The sequence below is a fragment of the Paenibacillus jepli genome, from assembly GCF_047238105.1.
Taxonomy (GTDB): domain Bacteria; phylum Bacillota; class Bacilli; order Paenibacillales; family Paenibacillaceae; genus Paenibacillus_D.
Window position 1 is genome coordinate 553143 of the sequence record NZ_JBDFMD010000001.1, and the last position, 22351, is coordinate 575493.

General features: G+C 56.9%; 24 protein-coding genes. 10 read left to right on the plus strand and 14 right to left on the minus strand.

Annotation, left to right across the window (positions count from 1 at the left end; all coding sequences use genetic code 11):
• Nucleotides 1-27 precede the first annotated feature (27 nt).
• From metG to ABC336_RS02740, 3 genes are all read right to left on the minus strand, one after another.
• Nucleotides 28-2028, minus strand: coding sequence for a methionine--tRNA ligase (metG, locus tag ABC336_RS02730; RefSeq protein WP_413237198.1), 2001 nt, complete (start codon nucleotides 2026-2028; stop codon nucleotides 28-30).
• 442 nt (nucleotides 2029-2470) lie between these two features.
• On the minus strand, nucleotides 2471-2716 hold the full coding sequence (gene yidD, locus ABC336_RS02735; RefSeq protein WP_413237199.1) for a membrane protein insertion efficiency factor YidD: 246 nt from the start codon (nucleotides 2714-2716) through the stop codon (nucleotides 2471-2473).
• 21 nt (nucleotides 2717-2737) lie between these two features.
• Entirely contained in the window at nucleotides 2738-3166 is a 429-nt protein-coding gene (locus ABC336_RS02740) for a Fur family transcriptional regulator (protein ID WP_413237200.1), read from the minus strand.
• A gap of 257 nt (nucleotides 3167-3423) precedes the next feature.
• On the opposite strand from ABC336_RS02740, the gene ABC336_RS02745 reads away from it, so the two are divergent.
• The 3 genes from ABC336_RS02745 to ABC336_RS02755 all read left to right on the plus strand — a co-directional run bounded on the left by ABC336_RS02745 (nucleotide 3424) and on the right by ABC336_RS02755 (nucleotide 6630).
• Nucleotides 3424-4413 carry a Gfo/Idh/MocA family protein gene (locus ABC336_RS02745; RefSeq protein ID WP_413237201.1) on the plus strand — a complete coding sequence of 330 codons (990 nt, stop codon included), beginning with the start codon at nucleotides 3424-3426 and terminating at the stop codon, nucleotides 4411-4413.
• 122 nt (nucleotides 4414-4535) lie between these two features.
• Entirely contained in the window at nucleotides 4536-5489 is a 954-nt protein-coding gene (locus ABC336_RS02750; RefSeq protein WP_413237202.1) for a helix-turn-helix transcriptional regulator, read from the plus strand.
• A gap of 31 nt (nucleotides 5490-5520) precedes the next feature.
• A complete protein-coding gene (locus ABC336_RS02755; protein WP_413237203.1) occupies nucleotides 5521-6630 on the plus strand; it encodes a Gfo/Idh/MocA family protein in 1110 nt (369 codons plus the stop codon).
• 86 nt (nucleotides 6631-6716) lie between these two features.
• Here the strand turns inward: ABC336_RS02755 and ABC336_RS02760 are convergent, their stop codons facing one another.
• From ABC336_RS02760 to ABC336_RS02775, 4 genes are all read right to left on the minus strand, one after another.
• Entirely contained in the window at nucleotides 6717-8657 is a 1941-nt protein-coding gene (locus ABC336_RS02760) for a stalk domain-containing protein (protein WP_413237204.1), read from the minus strand.
• 178 nt (nucleotides 8658-8835) lie between these two features.
• Complete coding sequence (locus tag ABC336_RS02765) at nucleotides 8836-9060, minus strand: hypothetical protein (RefSeq protein ID WP_413237205.1); 225 nt, start codon at nucleotides 9058-9060, stop codon at nucleotides 8836-8838.
• Between the two features lie 131 nt (nucleotides 9061-9191).
• Nucleotides 9192-9392 (minus strand): hypothetical protein, encoded by a 201-nt coding sequence (locus ABC336_RS02770; protein ID WP_413237206.1) that lies wholly within the window; start codon nucleotides 9390-9392, stop codon nucleotides 9192-9194.
• A gap of 118 nt (nucleotides 9393-9510) precedes the next feature.
• A complete protein-coding gene (locus ABC336_RS02775; protein ID WP_413237207.1) occupies nucleotides 9511-9975 on the minus strand; it encodes an Hsp20/alpha crystallin family protein in 465 nt (154 codons plus the stop codon).
• Nucleotides 9976-10140: 165 nt separating this feature from the next.
• On the opposite strand from ABC336_RS02775, the gene ABC336_RS02780 reads away from it, so the two are divergent.
• The 6 genes from ABC336_RS02780 (at nucleotide 10141) to ABC336_RS02805 (ending at nucleotide 12157) form a co-directional block, all read left to right on the plus strand.
• Nucleotides 10141-10368, plus strand: a complete 228-nt coding sequence (locus tag ABC336_RS02780) for a spore germination protein (RefSeq protein WP_020616825.1) — start codon at nucleotides 10141-10143, stop codon at nucleotides 10366-10368.
• Nucleotides 10365-10568, plus strand: a complete 204-nt coding sequence (locus tag ABC336_RS02785) for a spore germination protein GerPB (RefSeq protein WP_413237208.1) — start codon at nucleotides 10365-10367, stop codon at nucleotides 10566-10568. The genes ABC336_RS02780 and ABC336_RS02785 overlap by 4 nt, the downstream gene beginning before the upstream one ends.
• A gap of 18 nt (nucleotides 10569-10586) precedes the next feature.
• Nucleotides 10587-11234: a spore germination protein GerPC gene (gene gerPC / locus ABC336_RS02790; RefSeq protein ID WP_413237209.1), complete on the plus strand. Its 648-nt coding sequence runs from the start codon at nucleotides 10587-10589 to the stop codon at nucleotides 11232-11234.
• Nucleotides 11231-11431: a spore gernimation protein GerPD gene (locus ABC336_RS02795; protein WP_413237210.1), complete on the plus strand. Its 201-nt coding sequence runs from the start codon at nucleotides 11231-11233 to the stop codon at nucleotides 11429-11431. The genes gerPC and ABC336_RS02795 overlap by 4 nt, the downstream gene beginning before the upstream one ends.
• Nucleotides 11428-11853: a spore germination protein GerPE gene (locus ABC336_RS02800; RefSeq protein ID WP_413237211.1), complete on the plus strand. Its 426-nt coding sequence runs from the start codon at nucleotides 11428-11430 to the stop codon at nucleotides 11851-11853. Before ABC336_RS02795 ends, ABC336_RS02800 begins: the two co-directional genes overlap by 4 nt.
• A gap of 163 nt (nucleotides 11854-12016) precedes the next feature.
• Nucleotides 12017-12157 carry a hypothetical protein gene (locus ABC336_RS02805; protein WP_169447564.1) on the plus strand — a complete coding sequence of 47 codons (141 nt, stop codon included), beginning with the start codon at nucleotides 12017-12019 and terminating at the stop codon, nucleotides 12155-12157.
• A 68-nt stretch (nucleotides 12158-12225) separates the two neighbouring features.
• On the opposite strand, the gene ABC336_RS02810 is transcribed toward ABC336_RS02805, so the two are convergent.
• The 7 genes from ABC336_RS02810 to helD all read right to left on the minus strand — a co-directional run bounded on the left by ABC336_RS02810 (nucleotide 12226) and on the right by helD (nucleotide 21560).
• The gene (locus ABC336_RS02810; protein WP_413237212.1) at nucleotides 12226-14193 is read right to left on the minus strand and encodes a glycoside hydrolase family 15 protein; all 1968 of its coding nucleotides are present in this window, start codon (nucleotides 14191-14193) and stop codon (nucleotides 12226-12228) included.
• A 1-nt stretch (nucleotide 14194) separates the two neighbouring features.
• The gene (locus ABC336_RS02815) at nucleotides 14195-15640 is read right to left on the minus strand and encodes a glycogen synthase (protein ID WP_413237213.1); all 1446 of its coding nucleotides are present in this window, start codon (nucleotides 15638-15640) and stop codon (nucleotides 14195-14197) included.
• 22 nt (nucleotides 15641-15662) lie between these two features.
• Nucleotides 15663-16775, minus strand: coding sequence for a glucose-1-phosphate adenylyltransferase subunit GlgD (gene glgD / locus ABC336_RS02820; protein WP_413237214.1), 1113 nt, complete (start codon nucleotides 16773-16775; stop codon nucleotides 15663-15665).
• A 2-nt stretch (nucleotides 16776-16777) separates the two neighbouring features.
• A complete protein-coding gene (locus ABC336_RS02825) occupies nucleotides 16778-17941 on the minus strand; it encodes a glucose-1-phosphate adenylyltransferase (protein ID WP_413237215.1) in 1164 nt (387 codons plus the stop codon).
• Nucleotides 17942-18301: 360 nt separating this feature from the next.
• Nucleotides 18302-18595 (minus strand): DUF1294 domain-containing protein, encoded by a 294-nt coding sequence (locus ABC336_RS02830; RefSeq protein WP_413237216.1) that lies wholly within the window; start codon nucleotides 18593-18595, stop codon nucleotides 18302-18304.
• A 2-nt stretch (nucleotides 18596-18597) separates the two neighbouring features.
• Nucleotides 18598-19179 carry a hypothetical protein gene (locus tag ABC336_RS02835; RefSeq protein WP_413237217.1) on the minus strand — a complete coding sequence of 194 codons (582 nt, stop codon included), beginning with the start codon at nucleotides 19177-19179 and terminating at the stop codon, nucleotides 18598-18600.
• Nucleotides 19176-21560, minus strand: a complete 2385-nt coding sequence (gene helD, locus ABC336_RS02840; RefSeq protein ID WP_413237218.1) for an RNA polymerase recycling motor HelD — start codon at nucleotides 21558-21560, stop codon at nucleotides 19176-19178. The genes ABC336_RS02835 and helD overlap by 4 nt, the downstream gene beginning before the upstream one ends.
• A gap of 244 nt (nucleotides 21561-21804) precedes the next feature.
• Between helD and ABC336_RS02845 the strand changes: the two genes are divergently transcribed.
• The gene (locus ABC336_RS02845) at nucleotides 21805-22281 is read left to right on the plus strand and encodes a glutathione peroxidase (protein WP_413237219.1); all 477 of its coding nucleotides are present in this window, start codon (nucleotides 21805-21807) and stop codon (nucleotides 22279-22281) included.
• Nucleotides 22282-22351: the final 70 nt, after the last annotated feature.

Genomic DNA, 22351 nt, shown 5'->3' on the forward strand with positions numbered 1-22351 from the left:
CCCCCTCATCGCTGAGGGAGCCCAGATTTATTTGACCAGCGCGCCGTTTGGCATCGCGTCCGGCACCGTTGCCAGCGTCAGCTGATCGCCCGCCGACGCTGCCAGGATCATGCCCTGCGACAGCTCGCCGCGCAGCTTGACCGGCTTGAGATTGGTGACGCAGATGACCTTGCGTCCGACCAGCTCTTCCGGCTTATAATGCTTGGCAATGCCGGAGACGACCTGGCGCCGCTCGCTGCCCAGATCCAGCTGCAGCTTCAGCAGCTTGTCAGCCTTGGCTACCGGCTCAGCAGAGAGGACTTGCGCAACGCGCAGCTCGACCTTGGCGAATTCATCGATGGCGATCTCCGGCAGCCCTTCCTGCTCGTGCGCCTGAGCAGCTGCAGCCGAAGGGGCAGCGGCCTGAACTGCTTCGCCGCTTTCCCCTGCGGCAGCCGGAATACTCCCCGGCGACATCTCGCCTGCGATGTACGCCACCTCCTCGGCTGCATCAAGACGCGGGAAGATCGGCGCTCCTTTGCTGACCCGCGTGCCTGCCGGCAGCAGTCCGAAGGAGCTTGCTGACGACCAGGTCGTCAGCTCGCCCTGCTCGATCCCAAGCTGCTCCCAGATCCGTGCAGGCGTATGGGTCAGGAATGGCTGCAGCAGGATCGCCATGATCCGCAGCGACTCGGCCAGGTGGACCATGACCGACTGCAATTCCGCCGCTTTGGCCTCATCCTTCGCCAGCGCCCAGGGCAGCGTCTCATCGATATATTTGTTGGTACGGCTGACGAATTGCCAGAGGCTGCTCAGCGCCACGGAGAACTCCATCTGTTCCATCGCCCGCTCTACGGCCCGGATCGTCTCGGCTGCGAAGACCTCCAGCGGCTCGTCAAATGACGTCACCTTGCCTGCGTAGACCGGAATCTCGCCTCCACAGTACTTGTCGATCATGGCGATCGTCCGGTTCAGCAGGTTGCCCAGATCGTTCGCCAGATCATAGTTGATCCGCTCGACGAAGTTCTCCGGCGTGAAGGTGCCGTCGGCGCCGAACGGAACTTCGCGAAGCAAGTAGTAACGCAGCGCATCCAATCCATAACGGTCGATCAGCATGACCGGATCGACAACATTGCCTTTGGATTTGGACATCTTCCCGTCCTTCATCAGCAGCCAGCCATGCGCGAACACCTTCTTCGGCAGCGGCAGATCGAGCGCCATCAGCATGATCGGCCAGTAGATCGTATGGAAGCGGACGATCTCCTTGCCGACCAGATGCACATCGGCAGGCCAGAAGCGTCGGTATCTCTCATCGTCCGAGCCGTATCCCAGCGCCGTAATATAATTGGACAATGCGTCGATCCAGACGTAGATCACATGCTTCGGATCGCCCGGCACCTTGACGCCCCAGTCGAAGGTTGTCCGCGAGACGGCCAGATCCTCCAAGCCCGGCTTGATAAAGTTGTTGATCATCTCGTTCTTGCGCGACTCCGGCTGGATAAAGTCGGGATGCTCTTCGTAATACTGCAGCAAGCGGTCGGCATAGTTGCTCATCCGGAAGAAGTAACTCTCCTCCTTGACCAGCTCGACAGGACGCCCGCAGTCCGGACAATTGCCGCCGTCCAGCTGACGCTCAAGGAAAAACGATTCGCAAGGCGTACAGTACCAGCCTTCGTATTCGCCTTTGTAGATGTCCCCTTGCTCCAGCAGACGGCTGAAGATCTGCTCCACCTGCTGCTTGTGGCGCTCCTCCGTCGTCCGGATGAAATCGTCATGCGAGATATCCAGCGTATCCCACAGCTTGCGGATGCCGCCCACGATCTCGTCGACAAACTGCTGGGGCGATTGGCCTTTCTCGGCCGCTTTGCGCTCGATCTTCTGGCCGTGCTCGTCCGTACCTGTCAGATACCATACATCGTAGCCTCGCAGCCGCTTGTAACGGGCCATCGCATCGCCAGCTACCGTCGTATAGGCATGGCCGATATGAAGCTTGTCACTCGGATAATAGATGGGCGAGGTAATATAAAACGACTTTTTTTGTTCAGACATCTTTGCGTCCTCCCTTTATATTGTTGCGTTCACTGACGTACAACAAAAATAACAAAAAACCCCCGTCCACATATGGGACGAGAGTCATGCACTCACGCGGTACCACCCAAATTCCCCTCCGAATGCAATGGCTTCCGGAAGGCTTCATCTGCCGCCACGACTGGCGGACTGCCGTTAACGCCGGCATGGGCGCTGCATCTTACGGTGCCGGCATTTAGCCAGCCGAACGCTCGACGACAGCTCCTCCGGGACCATCTTCCACAGCGGCGGCATACCGGTTCTCAGCTGCTCCGGCTCTCTGCAATGCGCTAGTCTGTGTACTCATCCGTTCATCAGAGACAACATATTATCCTGTTCTCGGTGCTGAAAAGCGACCTTTTTTGATCACGAACTTAATGTAACTGTATCTATGTCAAAATATACCGGACAATCATCATTATTGTCAAGCTGGCGGACGTCTGGCAATCTCAGGCTTCCGAGGCGGCACGTAATCGATCCCTCCGGGATGGAATGGGTGGCATTTGCAGATCCGCTTGACGGTCAGCCACGACCCTCTGGCAGCCCCATGCGTCTCCAGTGCCTCCAGCGCATACGCGGAGCAGCTCGGATAGAACCGGCAGGTTGGGGGCTTGAGGGGCGAGATGACTTTGCGATAGAACAATACCGGCATCTTCAGCAGCTGCCGCATCGGCACGTCCTCCCTCCCGTTCTAGACGGTGGCTTCTTCCTGCGGACAATCCTTGCAGTAGCCGAACACTTCAAACTTGTGCTTCACAACCTGGAACTGATCCGGCGCTTCGGTCATATCCATCGGGCAAAAGGTAATCGGATAGGTTTTGCCGCATTGCAGGCAAATCATGTGATGATGGTGATGATGCTCCCGGCAGTGCAGCTTGAACTTGACACCCTCTTCGAACATCACCTGCTCCAGCACGCCCAGCTCCTCCATCACACGAAGATTGCGGTAGACGGTATCGAAGCTGAGTCCCGAGTAATATTGTCCCATATAATCGTAGACTTCCTTCGGCGCCAAGTATCCTGGGGTATCGGCGAACAGCCGGGCCAGGGTCTTGCGCTGATCGGTCACACGCAGGCCTTGTCCGGACATCTTCTGGATGATCTCATCTGCAGTAAGCACTCATTTACCTCCGTTCTCTTACTTCCATAATGCCCGAAAAATTCAGCGGCGTCAATTCAGCGCCAAGTCCCGCTTTTACCAGGACGGCGCACCGCTCTTCGCAGCAGCGCTCCGCTCGACTAAGTAGTGGCAGCATTCTAACAGGGAAGGCGTGATTTTATAGTATCTTTGTCGCCTATTCCTATTATATCATCTTCTTCTCCTGTGTTACTTTATTGACATGTCGTCAAATCATAGTTTAAATAAGGAGAGATAACATGATTAAAGTAGCTATGTTGAGTTATTGGCACGTCCATGCTTGGGATTATACAAAACAGGTGCAGGCGAACCCGAATACGGAAATTGTCGCCGTCTGGGACGAGCAACCCGCCAGAGGCCGCGAAGCGGCAGAAAAGCTGGGCGTCTCTTTCATCGAAGACCTCGATGCCCTGCTCTCCGATACGACTATCGATGCTGTTGTCGTCGACACGCCAACCACGATGCACCATGAAGTGATGATCAAGGCCGCCCGTGCAGGCAAGCATATTTTTACCGAGAAGGTTATCGCACCTACGCAGCGTGAAGTACGCGAGATCCTCGCTGCGATCAAGGAAGCCGGCGTCAAGCTGACCGTTTCACTGCCGCGACTCAACGACCCGTACACGCTGGCTGCCCAGCAGATCGTCCAGGAGGGCTTGCTCGGCGAGCTGACGCTCGTGCGCGTGCGACTGTCGCATAACGGCGCATTGGCCGGCTGGCTGCCTGAGCATTTCTTCAGTCTGGAAGAATGCGGCGGCGGCGCTCTGATCGATCTGGGCTGCCATCCGATGTATCTGACGCGCCTGTTCCTCGGACTTCCTGTATCGGTAAGCGCTCAATTCGGCTATGTGTCCGGCAAAGAAGTCGAGGACAACGCCGTCGCTACCTTGAAGTATGACAACGGCGCAGTCGGTATCGTCGAAGCCGGCTTCGTGAACAGCCATTCGCCATTTACGATGGAGCTCCACGGTACCGAAGGCACGATCCTTTATGGCACGCCAGAGAGCAAGCTCCTGCTGCGCAGCACGCGCAAGGACAGTGACGGCTGGCAAGAGGTTGACTTGCCTTCGGCTAGAATTCCGGCTTTCGATCAATGGGTAGAACATGTTCAGAACGGTACGACAGCCGATGAGAACATCGCACTCGCCACCGATCTGACCAGCCTGATGGAGGCTGCTAACCTGTCTGCGGCCCAAGGGCGCAATGTCCGGCTGGACGAGTTAAAATAATCAGTAATCCCCACAAAGTGAAGCCTTGACTTCGAAGCATAATCAGGTACGTTGCGGGGAAGCCCGGTATAACACATATATTCTGAACTAATAAGCAATCCTGACCAGGGGGGATCGATACGATGGCCAGCAAGCCTTTTCCATATCAATTGATGGAGGACAAGATGGATGCGCTCGACCGGCTGGAGCTCCGCTTCCGTTGGGGCGCGTACGGGTTCCGGGTGCTCCGCTGCCATCTGACCTCTTTCCCGCCTGGGAAGATTATCCGCTATCACAAGCATTCCGAATTCGAATTCCATTTCATTCCCCGCGGCAGCGGCATCGTCCGAATGGGCGAAGAACAGTTCGATCTGCGCGAAGGGATGTTCTATATTACCGGTCCCGGTGTCATGCACGAACAGGAGGCCGCCGAGGTTGATCCGATGTATGAGCTTTGTCTGCATGTCGATATTCTGCCTCTTGTGGGACAGAGCGCCGAAGATAGCTGGGGCGAGCTGTGGGAGCAGCAGGAAGCCGAGCATTGCATACAGGCGCTGCAGCATTTTCCGCTGCAGACGTTCCTGGACCAGCATCAGGCGATGCCTTGGTTTTTGAGCGCTTATCGCGCTTGGGTAGAAGGACGGCCCGGGTATTACAGCTCGATCAAACAGGCCATCATCCAGATCATGCTGCGTGCGGCCCGGGTTACCGGCCCTGTTGAAGCGCCGTTCGCGCTTCCTTCCCGCAATCTGAACAAACACCGGTTTCAACTGGCCGTCCAGTATATCCAGGACAATTATGGCAGCGCGATCACACTGCAGGAGGTTGCCGAGCGGCTCCATATCAGCGTGCGCCAGCTGCAGCGGATCTTCCAGGAGCAGCACGACTGTTCCTTCAGCGTCTATCTGGAGGAATACCGGCTCACGCGCGTCTGTGCGGCGCTCATCGAGGATACGCAGCCGATTGAGCAGATTGCATTGGATCACGGGTTCTCCGGGAGCAATTACCTTTATTATGTCTTCAAGAAAAAAATCGGCATGACGCCTAAGCAATATAAACAGAAGCATCAATCCCGCAGCCAGCTGCTTAACATGTAGAGGCGAGCTGGCAAATAGAAAGGTGGATCCCATGAGTCAAGTCCCGAACGTCCGCATCGGCATCATCGGCACCGGCGGCATCGCCCACGCGCACGCCCGCGCCTACAAGCAGCTGCCCGGCGTCGAGATCGTCGGCGTCGCCGATATCATCCCTGGCAAAGCCGAGGAATTCCTGGCCCTTGAGCTGCTGCATGAGGCCAAAGCGTTCCAGAATCACCGCGATCTGCTGGATCTCGATCTGGACGGTGTCAGCATCTGTACACCCAATATCTCGCATCATCAGCTGTCGATCGACGCGCTCAAGGCCAACAAGCATGTCCTGCTTGAAAAGCCCATGTCCGTCACGCTCGAGGAAGCCATCGCAATGACCGAAGCGGCGCATCAATCCTCCGGCATGCTCACGATCGGCTTCCAGCCGCGTTACGATCCCAATATGGAGCTGGTTCGCGATATCGTGCAATCCGGGAAGCTCGGCAAAGTGTACTACGTCGAGACTGGCGGCGGCCGCAGACGCGGGATGCCGGGCGGCACCTTTATCCGCAAAGACCTGGCCGGCGCCGGCGCAATGGCGGATATCGGCTGCTACTCGCTCGACATGGCGCTTCATGCGATGGGCTACCCCCGGCCGCTCACCGTCACTGCTTACACCTCCAACCATTTCGGCTCCAACCCGTTGTACCATCCGGAAGCCGAACGTTTCGAAGTCGAGGATTTCGGCGTAGCGATGATCCGGTTCGAGGACGATCTCGTCCTGCAGTTCAAGATCTCCTGGGCGATGCACATGGATACGCTAGGCTCGACGATGTTCCTCGGCACCGACGCCGGACTCAAGATCAACCCGTTTGGCAGCGGCAACTGGTCAGGCGTCTGGGACGGCCGGGTCGGCGACATTACGATGTATCATGATGTCATGGGACGCCAGACGCATACGCCGATCCCCGTCATTGCCCATGAGAAGGATCTCTTCTTCGAGAAGGTGCGCGACTTCGTCGAAGCCGTCAGAGAAGGACGTCCCGCGCCGATCCCCGGCGATGAGATCTTGATTCAACAAGCGATTATCGACGGCATCATACGCTCCTCCGAGCAGAAGCGGGAGATCGAGCTCAAGCTCCCGGATGCGCTATTCCAAGTCTCACCCTAACAGTCAAAACCAGCCCTCCCGGCAGATCGCATTTACTTGCGATCTGCCAGGAGGGCTGTTCGTTGTGGCTGCCCGGCTTTATCCTGCTACCACCGGACTTCTGGCATCGGCAGGAACAGCATATGGATCGGCAGATTGCTGCCGGAAGCGAGCGTAAAGACAAAGTCTACAATTTCTTCGCGGTAACCTGTCCTGTACAGGACTGCCGCTTCATGCTGGTTCCATAATATGTTCGTACGCGTGACCGGTACAGTCGTGCCATTGATCGTAAAGGCACCGGTATATTGACCGCCACGGGCATTCAGCGCAATGACCGTATTGGGGGCTACTCTGACCTGCATCCGGTACAATACGCCAAAGTTGCCTGTATTGAGCTCCAACAGCCCTGTCAGGTTGTCGATCCCGTAGATGTAGCTGTCCATCGTCCGATCCCCCAGCACTAACCGGTGCGGCTCGGCGCCGAGCGTCTCGCTTACCCGGATGATCCGGTCAGCCGAGCTGAATGTGCCCCGGACATGTTTATTGTCCCGAGCCAGCAGCGGCAGCGACTCCAGCGCAGCGACCGGATCGCGGCCCTCGCCGACGACTGCGATGCGGAAGCGTACATTGGTCGTCGTCGTGACGTCCGCGTAGGCGCTCAGCACATGTCCAGGCTTCATGGGGAGTCGGTGCAGGTCGGGCAGCACGACCTTCGACTCGCCCGGCCCCAGCCGCATCCACTGCGTCTGCGGCCGGCTGGAGAGTGCGTTCAGGTAGCGCTCCACCGACCGTTTGCCCGTGTTGGCAACATACGGGTCGGGACCTCCCATGGCAAATGCGCCAAATCCGACCTGGGTGACCACGCTGTTGGTGTTGGTAGCGATCAGCACCAGCTTAAGATTTTTGCTCGTCCCGTTCAGATGATGGAACATAAACCGTGTCTGACCGGTTAACTGATCATCATACGCGATCCCTTCCCCGAGCAGGGTTTCTGGAGAGTTGCTGCGCACCATCTGGGCAGAGAGCGACTCCACTTGATAAGGGATGGATCTGTAGGACAACGAAGCCGAACCATCGACCGCATACTTGTCCCCTACCGGAGCGAACAACCGGTGGTACTCGTCGAAGGTATACAGAACTTCCGAGGTCACAGTAATCTCCCGCGTCATCCGATCCTTCAGTCCGTGACGGTCCTCTACTTCCAGCGTTACATACTTCCTGCCTGGCTGGAAGAATACCTCGGCGTTGCCCGTCCAGGTTCGTCTTACGATCGCGTTCTCGTCGTCGGTACTGCGGTCGATGTACTGTATTCGTTCGCCGATCCGGTAGGTCGTCTTGTCAGTAGTAAAGTCTGCTACTGGCGGCTGATTGGGCATCCTGACCTGGATCGTAACGGAGTAGGGCTCGCTCCAGTTGCCGTCCTCTCCCAGCACGGTCCGGGTGATCGTATATTGTCCCGGCTGGTCATAATACTCCTGGAGCCCTGTCCAGTATTCATCTACATACCGTCCATTGGCCAGGTCGCGGTACGATACTCTGGTCTGTCCTGCAAAGATGTTGCTCGGGACGATCTCGAACGTCGCCTGCAGCGCATTGCTCCAGCGGAACGTCATGACGGTCGGCGTAAAGTCGATCGAGCTGCCGGTCAACTCGGACCACGTGCGCAGCGGCACCATCAGGAAGCCCTCCTGTATGAACACCGTCCCGGACGAGCGAACGACCTGTCCGTTGACACGGATATCCGATTGATTGGGGCGAAAGCGGATGTCCAGATTGCCCTTGACCGCGATTGATTCCTTGGTGGCTGCATTATATGAGACCTGGAAACCATAGATTTGCGCCATCGTTTTGAACGGGCCATAGGAGGAACCATTCCGAAATGTCACGGGCTGTACCGCTTGTACAGCCGTGCCATTATGACGCAGAATTTTGCTATTCTTGGTAAGGACGAGCTGTTCCGACGAGCGATTCGACGCTTCCGCCTCCTGAGGAAGGACGATCATCGGTAGAAGCAGACAAAAAATGAGCAGGGACTTGAATGATTTCATGCTTGAACTCCTTTGTGCCGATCTGGCTGACTAATCATACGATACTGTGACGCGGGGTCTACGGTAAAAGTTGCGATTGTTTTTACAAACGTCATCATTTTGTCACAACCGCCTGCAGCGTGAACAGGCCTGCCGGCTGATACCGGCAGGCCTGGGCATCGTGGATAAGATGACGTGGTTAGCCGTTAAATCGCATGTCGGCAAGAAATGTACCCGCCATCGCAACGAACAGAATAATGGAAACAGCAAGCAGCAGATCGCGCTTGCGCTTCAGCCGGACCAGCTGCTCCCTTGGCAGCTGCTGATGCACGCCTTCCGCGAACTGCCGCTGCACGAACAGCATCATAATCAACGCTGCCACGAAAAAGATATTGATAATAAACCAGGCTTGTCCCAGATCCAAAACATATCCTCCTTCTAGGAAGTCTATTACCGGGCAAGGGCTGTAAACCGGACCGGCGAGGGTCGGATTTACAGCCCTTGTGTGTGACATAACTGCGCTATAGGCTGATGTTCATCGGCTGCCCGCGCCGGCTAGACGTACCACAAGTCCAGCAGTACGAAAAAAACGACAGCGCTGACGACGGTGCCGCCAAAATAAAACCAGCCTGTACGAAACCGCGTTTGGAACATCCGCAGGATGCCCAGACTGAGCAAGCTGAAAATCAGCAGAATACCGACAGCTCCCAGGATAAACAATCCGGCAGAAACTTCGCTGACATTGACTAATGACAAGAATACGCACTCCCTTGGCAAACAAGTTTATATAGGCTGTTGAACACACACTTATACCTTGCATTATAAGGGATACCTTGCGCCAATGCCAGCTGGATATCGGACAAATTGGTGACATTTAACGCCCGGGGGTTCTGCGGATCGGCATTTCCTCATACTGGTCACCGGCACGTCGTTTCTTCAGCTTTACCTGGAGGATGCCGGAGGCAAGCAGTGCGCGGCAAGTGGAGGGCAGGACAAGACAAGGCAGCCTGACGATCCGCGCCTCCCTCCCCTCGCCCATGGCAAGCTTGATCCGATCGGGACGAATGAACAGCCTCAGTTCAGCATCCCGGACTGCTGCGGGGATCGGCAGCTTGACGATGACGAAACGATGCGTTTCGAACAGCTCCGGCTTGCCATTTCCCGACAAGCCCGCCTGCATGCCCGGAAGCGCGCCGCCAAGCAATTGTCCGACGTATCGCTCGACCCAATCCGGCTGCTTCAGCATCTCTTGTGCCTGCGGCAGCCCCCCCTGTCCCATCCACCGTTTCATCTGCTCCCAGTCAAATGCCGGATCCTCCTTGGAGTAACCATCCGCCAAGCCGCTCACCTCCGCCCACTGACGTCGCTGCTTCCATCCTATGCGGCGAAGGAGGGCTATGCCCCTGGAAATTCCATGAAGTACATGGTTTATTCCCTCCCGCAGAGGAACGTCTGGGCGAATGCCGCATAGGATGGAGCAAAAGCTTGCTACAGGAGTGGTAATATGCCTTCAGTCGTCGGATTTGTCAACATTGTCAGTGTAGGATCCAGTGCCGTCATCCAATTCGGTGATGCGCTGCAGCTCTCACCCATCAGCAATTCCAAGTCCTATGCAGGATCGGGCTCGTTCCTCACAGGCGGACTCAGCAATGCCAATAACGGCGTCAGTGCGACCAACACACTCGATCCGGACGTCCAGGACAACGCCACCAATCAAGTGAATGCCGTATGAGCCTGACGGTATATCAGCATATTACGATTCATCAAATGAGGGTCGACAGCGTGTCCAATTCATCCGTCCTGCAAGTAGGGACGGCAGGGGCTATCCGTTCCGTGTCCCAGCTCTACAACACGGGGCAATTTACCGGACCGGCACCCCAGCTGGGCGAAGAGGACCCGCTCTCATTGGTCCCCTTCCCCAGCCCCCGCTAATAATTAAGGAGGGATTACATGCAGCAGCAGCCTTTTTCATGGCAGGACTGGGCACGCCAGACCCAGCACCAGGTGCAGCAGCAGGCGAAGCGGATCGCCGAGCTGGAGCGGCAGATGTGCGAGCTGTCCGCCCGGCTAGCCTGCATGGATGAAAAGCCGTCATATACCATCGAAAGGTTGGAATATCATTTTGATCAGCTCAAGGTAGACCGGCTCGAAGGCACGCTGCACATCGGCATGACTCCGCCGGCCGGGGAATCACTCGGCGAGATGGATCAGTTCACGGTGACGCCCGCCTATCCCCAGCCGCCGGGCTCGCCGTCAGCTGCCGCTCCTTCCTCGCAGACAGTCGAGCCGGCCCTCGGACCGCCGGATGACGAATTGCGCCAGCGGATTGATCACTACTTGGCGCATGCTGCCCCTGCCTTACTGTCTGAGCTGGCAGCGCAGCGGCAGCTGCCGATCGATCCGCATCATGCAAGGTTGATTCTGGACGATCTCAAGCGGCAGGCGTTGCCGCGGCTGGCCTATTATCGGGAGACGGCCCGTCGGGACTCCAGTGGAACAGCTGCGGCTGACGATATCGCAGCCCGGACGATCCGGGACATTGAGGAGGCGATGCGTGTGTATATCACACGCCTCGGACAAGGAGAGGATCCGTCTTGAGACTTCAAGTGACCAATCATCAGCTTGCCGTCGGCAGCATCTCGCTGATCGGCGTGTCCACTTCTTCGATGCTGCAGGTAGGGGACACGGACCAGGTCATCTTATATTCGATGTTCGATACTCCGCCCGAATCCGTCGTCGTGGGTCCGCTTGCGCCGCTGCCTCCCCCGGATCTCACCGAGGAAGAAGAATTATGATCGCGGATGGCCGCGTCCGTACAGCCAGGTTGGGGCAGCTCACGATCATTAACGTCTCGCTCTCCGGCATTGTCCAGCTAGGCGACCACGACAGCTTTACGCCTATTGTCCGGGCGATCGCGGTCCAGCGCCAGGAGGACCATCTCACCGCTGGGGAAGCTTCCTTCGCCTCCTATCCGTTTTTCACCCGTCCTTTCCCTCTCTTTCCGCTGCCGCCTGCGGGAGCTAACTCTTCCGAGAGCCTTGCGATCGATAAGCTTCATCTTAGTCCAGATATCCACGTCGGCAGCATCTCGGTCATCGGAGTCGGCTCTTCGTCGCTCGTGCAGGCAGGCAACGGGCGGTACACCCGGGCCGAATCGCGTGTCAAGCATATCCGCCAATTCAGAGACCCCGCACATCCCCTTCCAGCCCAATCCTGATCTTGTCTGGGCAGCAGCCCGAATCTGCCCTCCCGGTACAAACGTCCATAACCATCCGCCCTCTCTGACATACATTACAGTGTGATCTAAACCATCGCCGGTTAGGTGACCGGACACGATCACAGGTTTAACCAACACAAACACTAAACAGGAGGTATGTACTGTGGGATACCCTGTAGGCGGTGCCGGATGCGGTCCGGTTGGTGGCGTAGGCGGCGTAGGCTGCGGCCCTTGGAATAACGTGGGCGCAATTCTGGTGCTCTTCATTCTGCTGGTTATTATTACTCGCGCCTGCCTCTGGTAGGAGCTGCGAAGCAACCGGCAGTACTGCAATGACATGCTGAAAGAGCCGGCCATCCTGGCCGGCTCTTGTCATGCCTTCGCGCGGAGTTCCGCGTACTTGGCTGCATACTTGCAGACGCTCTGAACATAAGTGGCATGGGACCAGGTAAGCGGTGCGACAGACAGCGGAGTCCCGTCATAAGGATGTAGCTGTTCCGGCAGAACGCCGCTCTCGAGCGCCGAACTGACGACCCACTCGAGCGTCTGGCGGGGCTTGACGAGCTCTGACAGGTCCGTCGCTGCATCGATCTCATAATTGGCGATCCATAGGGTGCAGATGATCCAAGGATTGCCTGGCACCTTCTCGATGTCCGAAGCGTGCTGGAAATAGTAGTCATTGGTATATCTGGCGATTCCGCCGACCTCTGTACGGACCCCAAGGCCGTCTCTGATTGAATCCATCGTTCGGATGACGCGCTCGTCGGTTACCGGCAGCACCCCGAACTCCAGGACGCCGAACATGCTGCTCTCGAGCGTCATATCCTTGACCCATTCATCCTCCTTGAGGACGAGGCCGCGGGCGAACCGCCCGGACGACTCGTCCCACAGATGCTTGATCATCGCCTCTTTCATCTTCTCGGCGATACCGCGGTAGTGATCGCTTCGCTCATAATCGCCGAACAGATCGGTGAAATATGCCGCAGCCATCAAGCCGCCGTATACGGAAGCTGCCGTATAGGTCCAGATACCATAGCGTTCCTCCCAGAGATCATAGCTTGCCTTGGGCAAGTCCAGGCTCTCTTCGATATAGCTGGCGAGGAACTGTGCCGCTTTGCGGATCAGATTGCTATAGAGCGACTGGGGCAGCTCGATGACGCGATGGCGGGTGTAGTCTTTCCACAGCGCATACAGCACCAGCGCCGTCTCATCCTCCTGCAGCGGGATTCTTTCGCTCCCCTGGACGATATAGGGATGCCAGCTGGAGCCGACCGTGCCGTCAGGATTGTACTTGTGATACAGGTAGCCTTCCGGCGACAGCCCGTCCGCACAGAACTGGAAGAATGGACTGACCACACTTTGATAGCCCGCCAGCGACATGGCATCAGCGATCAATGCGCCGTCTCTTGGCCACATATAGCTGTAATGGTCCCGGTTATATTGCAGGATGTCAGTATCGTTGGCAGCCAGGATGGCCCCCCGCTCGTCGATCTGGGTGCGCACCATCAACAGGCTTTTTTTGTAGAGGCTGATGACCGGTCTGGACAGGTCGCCGAAGTCCATCTCCGATCGGGTGAGCCAATGGTTCCAGTAGATGACGATCCGGCTGAGCAGCTTCTCTGGATGACTATCCTGTACATATTGGTTCAGCCGTTTGACCTCGGTCAGATCTTTGCCGATCGACATCCAGTAATACACTGTCTTCTCGCCGCCTGCAGGGACCATCGTCCGGAAGCTGATCGTGCTGTCTACAGAACCTTGTGAGATCGAGTTGCCCATCAGGATGCCGTCTTCCGCGTCGCGCCACGTTCCTTCGGCCGAGCCGAATCGTTTGATCCCCGTGGAGTACTGATGGATACCGCCTTCTTCGGAGAAGCCGTTAAACATGAAGTAAGAAGAACGTTTATAATGAAACACCGTATGGTTCTCCGGATAATAGGCAGCGGTATCGCCGACCTCGTTGCCCTCGATCATCAGATCCTGATGGAAGAACAATTTGACCTCGCGCTCATCATCCCGGAGATTGCGTACGACCACACGTTTAATATAGATCGTCTCCCTTTGGTGGATGCCGTCATTGAGCTGCAGCTCCAGGCCGAGCCGCTCGTTTTTGGCTAGTACGTTGGTCACCAGTGAATCCTCGATATAGCCGAGTTGAATCTGCCATTCGCGGTCATCGAGCCAGGAGAAGGAACCGCCTGCCCAGACGCCGACACGGCACTTCTGCCCGCCGACATGATTGAGCTGGCCAACGAATGGATAGTAGATATCGCGGATGAAGCAATGATCGTCCAGGTTGATGAGAAGTTTACCATTGCCGATTACCAGTTGCCTTGCCATTTCAAATCTTCTCCTTTCGGGTGGTGCACAAGCTCTTGTACAAATCCAGGTAGCGGCGGGCCGGCTTCTTCCAGCCGAAGTCCCGTCTCGAAGCTGCTGCGACAAGACGCGTCCATTGTTCGGGATCCCGGTAGAGCGTCAGCGCTTCGCGCAGCGCATCCAGCATCGCCTGCGGCTCCAGCTCCGTGAACACAAAGCCGTCGCCGCTGCCGGAGGCCGCATCGTATGGTCGTACCGTATCCTTCAGTCCCCCGGTTGCGTGGACAACCGGCACTGCCCGGTACTGCATCGCGATCAACTGGCTCAGTCCGCAAGGCTCATAGCGCGAAGGCATCAGATACAGATCTGCAGCGGCATAGATCTGCCGCGCCAACTGCTCGTCAAACCCTGTCACAGCGGCCACCTGCCGGGGATGACGCGCCATCCATGCTGCGATCCGCGCTTCCTCCTCCGGTTCTCCGGCCCCTAGGACGACGAGCTGCGGGCCTTCGGCTATCAGCTCGTCCAGTATGGGCTCGATCAAGTCCAGCCCCTTCTGCCAGGTGAGCCTGGAGACGATGCCGATCAACGGCCGGTCTCCGGATTGGTCCAGTCCCAGCCGCTGCTGCAGGAGCGGCTTGTTGCGGGCTTTCTTGGCCAGCGCATTGCGGTATGGAAACGCAAGTGCCGGATCACGCATCGGATCGTAGAGCTCGGTATCGATGCCGTTGGTCCATGCCGTCATATCAGGCAGTCGGTAGCGAATGACGCCATCAAGCTGACCGCCGAATGCCGGCGTCTGGATCTCTTGCAGATAAGTCTCGCTGACCGTGGTCAGCTTGTCAGCATAGAGGAGTCCCGCCTTCAGACAGCAGGCCTCGCCGTATAACTCAAGGGTATCTGCTGTCAGATCGGCAGGGTCGATGCCTAGCAGGTCGGCCATCAGCTCCAGCGGCATACGGCCCTGATAAAGCATATTGTGGATCGTGAAGACGGTCCGGATGTCCCGGTACGCCGGATCACCGGCATACCGCGTCCTCAATAAATAAGGAATCAGGGCGCTCTGCCAATCATGACAGTGAATCACATCCGGCATCTCATCCATGTAAGGGAGCGCCGCTAGCACTGCAAGACTGTAGAAGACGAACCGTTCCGCTTCGTCATCATAGCCGTACAGACCGCTGCGGCCAAAATAGTACGAATTGTCCAGCAGATAGAAGGTTTGGCCACAGGCCACCCCGCGGAGCAGCCGGCACGGCTGACGTCGCCAGCCAAGCTGTATATCAAATGTATGTATCAAGCGGAATTCACGATCGAATTCCGCCGGGATGTCACGGTATCGCGGCAGTACAATGGCCTGGGCGGCTGTTGCCTCGGACACTGCCTTGGCAAGCGCTGCAGCCGCATCGCCAAGCCCGCCGGTCTTGGCCAATGGCGCCGCCTCGGAGACTGCGTACAGGATATTCATCTCTCTCCACCCCCGTCTACGATCAGATCACTTTGCGCTTGCCCGCCAAATACGGCGCGTCAGTCACACCGCGGATCTCCCGTCCGGCTTCTATATGGACTTCCTTGTCCAGGATGACATGTTCGAGCTGGCTGCCCTCGCCGACCTCGCCGTTCTGCATGATGATGCTGTTGCGGACGACAGCGTCTTTGCGCACCTTCACGCCCCGGAACAAAACACTGTTCACGACGGTCCCTTCGATGATGCAGCCGTTGGCAATAAGCGAGTTGCTCGTCTTGGCCCCTTCGAGATAGGCAGCCGGGGGTTCGTCCTTGACCTTGGTGAAGATCGGCCCCGGTTCGAAGAACAGCTCCCGCCATACCTGCGGCTTCAAGAGCTCCAGCGAATTGCGGTAATAGCTCGTGATCGTATTGATGATGCCAAGATAGCCTTCATACAGATAGCCGTTGATGTGCAGCGTATCAAGCCGGGACATGATCGCATGGCGCACCAGGTGATCCTGGCCCTGCGCCAGGGAAGTCTCCACGAGATCCAGGAGCAGCTCTTTCTTCATGACATACATCTCCATCGACACCAGATCGCTCTGCATCCGACCGTAATGATCCTGCATGCCAACGACGCGACGGTTGCCGTCGAGTTCTACTTTCCTTGCTTTGCCTGAGAGGTGGTCGCTCTGGCGTTTGCAGACGACGGTGATATCCGCACCCTTGGCCAGATGGTCTGCCAGCACCCGGTTATAATCGATGTTGCAAACCATGTGACTGCGGGCGACGACCACGTAATCCGCATGACTGCGGAGGAAGTAATCCCGATGCTGGAAGAAGTGGAACAAGTCCCCTTTGCGCAGATCGCTCATATCGTCAGCTATCGGCGGCAGGACGAACAAACCGCTTTGGCGGTGATGCAGATCCCAGTGACTGCCTGATCCCAGATGGTCCATCAAGGAGCGGTACTTCGTATGGGCGAAGACGGCGACCTTGGAGATCCCGGAGTTGACCATGCTGGACATCGTAAAATCTACCAGCCGGTAGCGAGCCCCGAACGGGACGGTCGCCAGGCAGCGATTCGCCGTCAGTGATTCGAGCTCATCGGGCTCGTGAATTAGATTGATAACGCCCATCAGTTCCTGATTCATGGCTACTCCACCTCCTGTAGCGATTGTGAACTGCTGTCCACATATTCGTCGCTGGCTACGACGGTGATCGTCTCGTCTTCCGGCTTGCCGATCGTCACCCCATCTGCAATGATCGCACCTTCGCCGATGATGGCGCGATAGATCCGGACGCCTTGACCGATCTTCACTCCCGGCATGATGACGGACTCCTGGATGATCGTATCCTTGGCTGCCTGGACACCGTTGAAGAGGACAGAACGATGGACCCGGCCTTCGATGAAACAGCCCTCCGTGATCAACGAGGAGGTCACTTCGGCGTCTCCGGAGACGTATTGCGCCGGACGGTTCGGATTGACCGAATAGATACGCCAGTTTTTGTCATTGAGATCCAGTGCCGGCTGATCCTCGAGCAGATCCATATTGGCTTCCCACAGGCTCTCGATGGTGCCGACATCCTTCCAGTACCCCCGGAAGGGATAAGCATTCAGCTCGATACCGCCCTCAAGCATGGCGGGGATGAGATCCTTGCCGAAGTCGTTGGAGGAGCGCGCATTGGCCTCATCCTGGATCAGATACTGCTGCAGTACTGGCCAGGAGAAGATATAGACGCCCATGGAAGCGAGGTTGCTCTGCGGTTTCTTCGGCTTCTCTTGGAAATCCGTCACCCGGTTCTGGTCATCGACGCTCATCAGCCCGAACCGGCTCGCCTCCTTCCAGTCCACCTCGAAGACGGCGATCGTCACGTCGGCTCCCTTTTCTTTATGGTCCTGCAGCATCAGGTCGTAATCCATCGTATAGATGTGATCTCCGGAGATAATGAGGACATATTCGGGATCGTAGCTGTCGATAAAACCCATATTTTGATAGATCGCATTGGCCGTCCCCTTGTACCACGTTCCTCCCTTTGACTTCACATAAGGAGGCAAGACGGACATCCCGCCATCCCGTCGGTCCAGCCCCCACGGGCTGCCGATACCGAGGTATTGGTTCAGGACGAGCGGTTGATACTGGGTCAGCACACCGACGGTATCAATGCCGGAATGCGCGCAATTGCTGAGTGTAAAGTCGATAATCCGATATTTGCCGCCAAAGTGTACGGCAGGCTTGGCCAGATCCTTGGTAAGTACGCCCAGCCGCTTGCCTTCTCCTCCGGCTAGCAGCATCGCCACCATTTTTTTGCGTGCCATGGACACCACTCCCTCGATGTTGTGTATTCCCTGTCCGAGCGCACACCGTAAGGCTGCGGACAAGAGCGGTTGCGGAAAAGAGATGAATCCGGCCGCGCAGCGTGGCACGGCCATCAGAGTGAGGATGGAAGGGATCACGATTGTGAAGAAGATGTAAATAAAAGTGACATAGAGGCGTTTCTGTTATTATACTATGGATTTGCTAGATTGACACCCTAAAATAGCTCAAAATCCGCTAAGCGCGGATACGGCCTGGCAGCCTGTTCCTCCCCCCTTGTAAAAATCAGGATGCGTCTCCCTATATTATCTTGGTTTTCCGGTACGCACACAAGAGAGGAATTTGGGGATTATACAGAGGTTTTATCGCATCATGAGGAAGACGATGACAGCTGTGTGAACGAACGTCAGCAAAGGCATACCGGTGGTAAATGTCCGGTGTCTGGTCTTGTGGCGGAAGCTGCGCATCGCCAGCCACATCCCTGCGGCTCCCCCGGCCAGAGCAAGCAGGAAAAGCCGCCGCTCCGGTACGCGGCGACTGCCGGATCTCTTTGCCAGTCGCTTGTCATGTCCCATAACGGCAAAGCCGGCCAGGCTGAGCAGGATCAGCCATCCGAGCACGAAGGGCAACAAAGGGACCGCATGCCATCCTGCCATGTTCATGCTCTCTCCTCGTAATAGGCCGCTATGCTGGGCCCATCCTCCGACTCAGCGGTAAATACCAACTCATAATCGCCGAGCGCGTAGTGCAGCGTCCATTGTCCTTCATAGTACCCGTCATTGACGTTATCCTCCGGAGAATGCAGGCTCCCTGCGCCGAGGACGCCCGCCAGCTCCGGGAGCGGATCGCCGACGGTCACGCCGAACAGCCCGGTGCCCGGCCTCATGCCGATGCGCTTGACACTGCCATGGTTTATTTCATCACCTTCGCTGAGCTCGGCATCGGTAAAATAGACGACATCAGCGTACGAGAAGTAGAGTCCTCCCGCAAAAAAGTCCATTGCCTGGGGCTCTCCCAATTCTTCGATCAGGGCTTCGGTATAATCACCAAGCCCGTAGGCAAAAGGCTCGAGCCGGCCTTCATAAGCGCTTGGCGGGAAAGGATCCGCTCCCGGGGGCTGCTCGCTCTCGGACACCGCCCCTTCCACTGGCACTGTGGAAGGGGTGCAGCCGCCGAGCCATACCGCCAGCAGGATGAGGATCAGCCCATAACACCGCGTGGAAGCATGCAAGCTTTTCATCTGCCGACCTCCCCGGATGTACTTGCCTGATATTGTCTCCGTACATACAGGCCCGGCTCCAGCGCCGATACAAAGCGGCTCGGCTCACCGACCGACAAAAGCCGCAGCTCGTGCATCGCCCTCGTGCATGCCGTATAGAACAGCTTGCGCTCCAGCTCACGGCCATACTTAAGATCGGAAGCGTCGCTGATGATGACCGCGTCGAACTCGACGCCTTTGGCCAGATAGGCGGGGATGATCTGGATCCCGGTCTTAAAGGATGACGTTTCCTTGCGAATCAGATGAACGTCGCGGACTTCAGACAGCATTTCATGCAGTGTCTCGCATTCGGCTGCCGTCCGGCCGATCACTGCAACAGAAGCATAGCGCTCCCGCTGCAGCTCGGCTAGAATGTCCGCCAGCGCAACACGATGTTCCTCGGCGTCAGACACCACAGTGACGGACGGCTTGTCGCCGCTGCGGTTGAACGGGATAATCGACTCGCCGCCAGGAACCATGCCGCTGGTGAATGCGACGATCTCTCGGGTCGATCGATAGCTGCGCAGGAGCCGGATGATGCCGGTATGCTCTTCGCCGTACAATGCGATCAGCGGCTCCGTCTCGCCCATCACAGGCGTGTGCGCGTAGATCGCCTGGTTCAGATCGCCAAGTGCTGTCATGCGGGCGCGAGGAAACAGCCGTTTGAGAAACTCCAGCTGAAAAGCCGAGTAGTCCTGGGCTTCGTCGACGATGACATGACGGACGTTAGTATTGGTCTCGAAGCCTTGGACAAGCTCCTTCACATACAGGAAAGGGGTCGCATCTTCGTAAGGAAGAGACTGGCTCCGGATCGCTGCCGCCGTATGCTTGCAGATGTCACCCCAGGCCTCAGGCGCTTCGCCCGGCTCGGCAGCCGCTTCATAGTAACCCGTCTGCTCGAAGATCTGCAGGTACAGCCTCACATAATCGACAAAGGACAGCGATGCCACCCGGCGCCGTACTGGCTTAAGCCGCTCTCTGACGATGAGCTTGGCGAGCAGCTCCTTTTCCTTGTCCTGATCGTCGAACGTATCGATCTTGTCCCGGTTCTGCTTGCGCAGCTTCTGGTATGCCCGCTGATACTGCTCAGGCGACAGCAGCTCGATCTGCTCCTCGACCCACGGCTCCTTCCATTGCTCCAGCTCGAAGGAATGTATGCGTTCCTGGATCCATTCCTCCAGCAGGACTACGCGATTGGCGAGCCTGATCGCAGGATCCATCCGATAGAACCGCGTCTGCAGCTCTGCTGCCGAGACGACCGTCTGCCCCTGGCATTTGACCGGTTTGAAAGGCAATCCGCCCTCTTCCAGCTGCTTGATATAACGATGGAGCGTCTTCAGGTAGGCTGCGGAAGATTTGTACCGGATCCCCGCCAGCCTGGCATCATAACCGGGTGTATCGGCATCCTGCAGAATATATTCGATCTGCGTGAACGGATCCTCTACCGCAAAAGTGTCGCTTAATCGCCGGTCCAGATATTCCTGGAACGTCGTCTGGACCATGTTCTGTTCTCCCAGCTCCGGAAGCACAGTAGAGACATAACTGTTGAACAGCGGGTTGGGCGAGAACAGCACCATCTGCTCCGCCCGCAGGGTTTCGCGGTGCCGATACAGCAGATATGCGACGCGCTGCAGGGCCGCCGATGTCTTGCCGCTCCCGGCCGCTCCCTGAACTACCAGCATCCGCGCCTTCTCATCACGGATGATCCTGTTCTGCTCCTTTTGGATCGTCGAGACAATCGAGCGCATCTGCTGATCACTGGTACGGCTGAGCGCTTGCTGCAGGAGCTCATCTCCGATCGTCAGCCCCGTGTCAAACAGCAGCTCGATCCGGCCGTCCTTGATGACGAACTGGCGCTTGAGCAGCAGGTCGCCCTGCACTTCGCCGCCAGGCGTATCATAAGCGGCCGGGCCGGGGCCATGATCGTAATAGAGACTGGAAATCGGAGCCCGCCAGTCATAGATCAGGAAGCTGTCCGAACGCTCATCGAGAAACGAACCGATGCCCAGATAGATCTGCTCAGTCGCCCCCGTACGCTCATCCCGGAAGTCGATCCGGCCAAAGTAGGGCGATTTCGCCAGACGTCCGTATTTCTCCATGGCCGCCGCCGCATGGCGCTGGCTGCGCTCCCGCTCGGACAGCAGATCGGCCTGCTGTTTCATACTAAAGTACGTTTCCGTTATATCTTCGCTGGTGCTGAAATTGATCGATACTTCATCCCAGAAGTTTTTCTTGATTTCGGTGGCTTCGCTGTGAACCTCTCCCGCCTCGCGCTCCAACTGGACGAGCTGCCGGGAGATGGCGGCGATGACCATGTCGACTCGCTGCTGCTCCTCCTGCCAATCCTGCTTTGTAATACTCATGGATTCCGACCTCTCTTCCTAGGCTTAGGCTTGGATGACGGCGCCGGGGCTGCTCCCGACCTCTTGCTGTTATCGGCTTGACTTTTGCTTGCCGGCGCTTTATAATATATGTAGCTATTTGTTGGCTCTGATGTGTTTACTCGTGTGGGCAAAGCCACCAACCTATACTTTACCATGTAAGGCTTCCAAAAGCAACGAGGAGGCCTTTTTGAAATTCCATCATTCATTCAGGGGGAAATTACAAATGTCCATTTATGATTACACGGTGACTACGATTGACGGCGAGATCACGACACTGGCCAATTACAAAGGTCACGTATTGCTTATCGTCAATACAGCGAGCGCATGCGGGCTTACTCCCCACTATGAAGGGCTGCAGCACTTGTATGATACATACCGGGAGCAAGGCTTAGTCGTTCTTGGTTTCCCTTGCAACCAGTTTGCCGGTCAGGAACCGGGAACCGAAGCGGAGATCAAATCGTTTTGCGAGCTGAAATACAATGTATCGTTCCCGATGTTTGCCAAGATCGACGTCAAGGGCGAGCATGCCCACCCACTCTTTACACATCTGACAGAAGAGGTGCCCGAGCCTTACCGGACCGGCGAGATCGAATGGAATTTCGTGAAGTTCCTTGTAGACCGCGACGGCAACGTTGTCAAGCAGTTCAGCGCCCGCACCGAGCCAAGCCAGTTGACCGCAGACATCGAAGCACTCCTCTGAGAGAACCGATCTTTTTGAACGTGAAGACAAATGGCGATGCCTCCCGGGCATCGCCATTTGTGGTGCGAAG

Excerpts from the sequence above, each read along its gene's own strand:
- metG (WP_413237198.1), bottom strand. The coding sequence starts at position 2,028 with ATGTCTGAACAAAAAAAGTCGTTTTATATTACCTCGCCCATCTATTAT.
- yidD (WP_413237199.1), bottom strand. The coding sequence starts at position 2,716 with ATGCGGCAGCTGCTGAAGATGCCGGTATTGTTCTATCGCAAAGTCATC.
- ABC336_RS02745 (WP_413237201.1), top strand. The coding sequence starts at position 3,424 with ATGATTAAAGTAGCTATGTTGAGTTATTGGCACGTCCATGCTTGGGAT.
- ABC336_RS02750 (WP_413237202.1), top strand. The coding sequence starts at position 4,536 with ATGGCCAGCAAGCCTTTTCCATATCAATTGATGGAGGACAAGATGGAT.
- ABC336_RS02755 (WP_413237203.1), top strand. The coding sequence starts at position 5,521 with ATGAGTCAAGTCCCGAACGTCCGCATCGGCATCATCGGCACCGGCGGC.
- ABC336_RS02760 (WP_413237204.1), bottom strand. The coding sequence starts at position 8,657 with ATGAAATCATTCAAGTCCCTGCTCATTTTTTGTCTGCTTCTACCGATG.
- ABC336_RS02780 (WP_020616825.1), top strand. The coding sequence starts at position 10,141 with ATGCCTTCAGTCGTCGGATTTGTCAACATTGTCAGTGTAGGATCCAGT.
- ABC336_RS02785 (WP_413237208.1), top strand. The coding sequence starts at position 10,365 with ATGAGCCTGACGGTATATCAGCATATTACGATTCATCAAATGAGGGTC.
- gerPC (WP_413237209.1), top strand. The coding sequence starts at position 10,587 with ATGCAGCAGCAGCCTTTTTCATGGCAGGACTGGGCACGCCAGACCCAG.
- ABC336_RS02800 (WP_413237211.1), top strand. The coding sequence starts at position 11,428 with ATGATCGCGGATGGCCGCGTCCGTACAGCCAGGTTGGGGCAGCTCACG.
- ABC336_RS02810 (WP_413237212.1), bottom strand. The coding sequence starts at position 14,193 with ATGGCAAGGCAACTGGTAATCGGCAATGGTAAACTTCTCATCAACCTG.
- ABC336_RS02815 (WP_413237213.1), bottom strand. The coding sequence starts at position 15,640 with ATGAATATCCTGTACGCAGTCTCCGAGGCGGCGCCATTGGCCAAGACC.
- glgD (WP_413237214.1), bottom strand. The coding sequence starts at position 16,775 with ATGAATCAGGAACTGATGGGCGTTATCAATCTAATTCACGAGCCCGAT.
- ABC336_RS02825 (WP_413237215.1), bottom strand. The coding sequence starts at position 17,941 with ATGGCACGCAAAAAAATGGTGGCGATGCTGCTAGCCGGAGGAGAAGGC.
- ABC336_RS02830 (WP_413237216.1), bottom strand. The coding sequence starts at position 18,595 with ATGGCAGGATGGCATGCGGTCCCTTTGTTGCCCTTCGTGCTCGGATGG.
- ABC336_RS02835 (WP_413237217.1), bottom strand. The coding sequence starts at position 19,179 with ATGAAAAGCTTGCATGCTTCCACGCGGTGTTATGGGCTGATCCTCATC.
- helD (WP_413237218.1), bottom strand. The coding sequence starts at position 21,560 with ATGAGTATTACAAAGCAGGATTGGCAGGAGGAGCAGCAGCGAGTCGAC.
- ABC336_RS02845 (WP_413237219.1), top strand. The coding sequence starts at position 21,805 with ATGTCCATTTATGATTACACGGTGACTACGATTGACGGCGAGATCACG.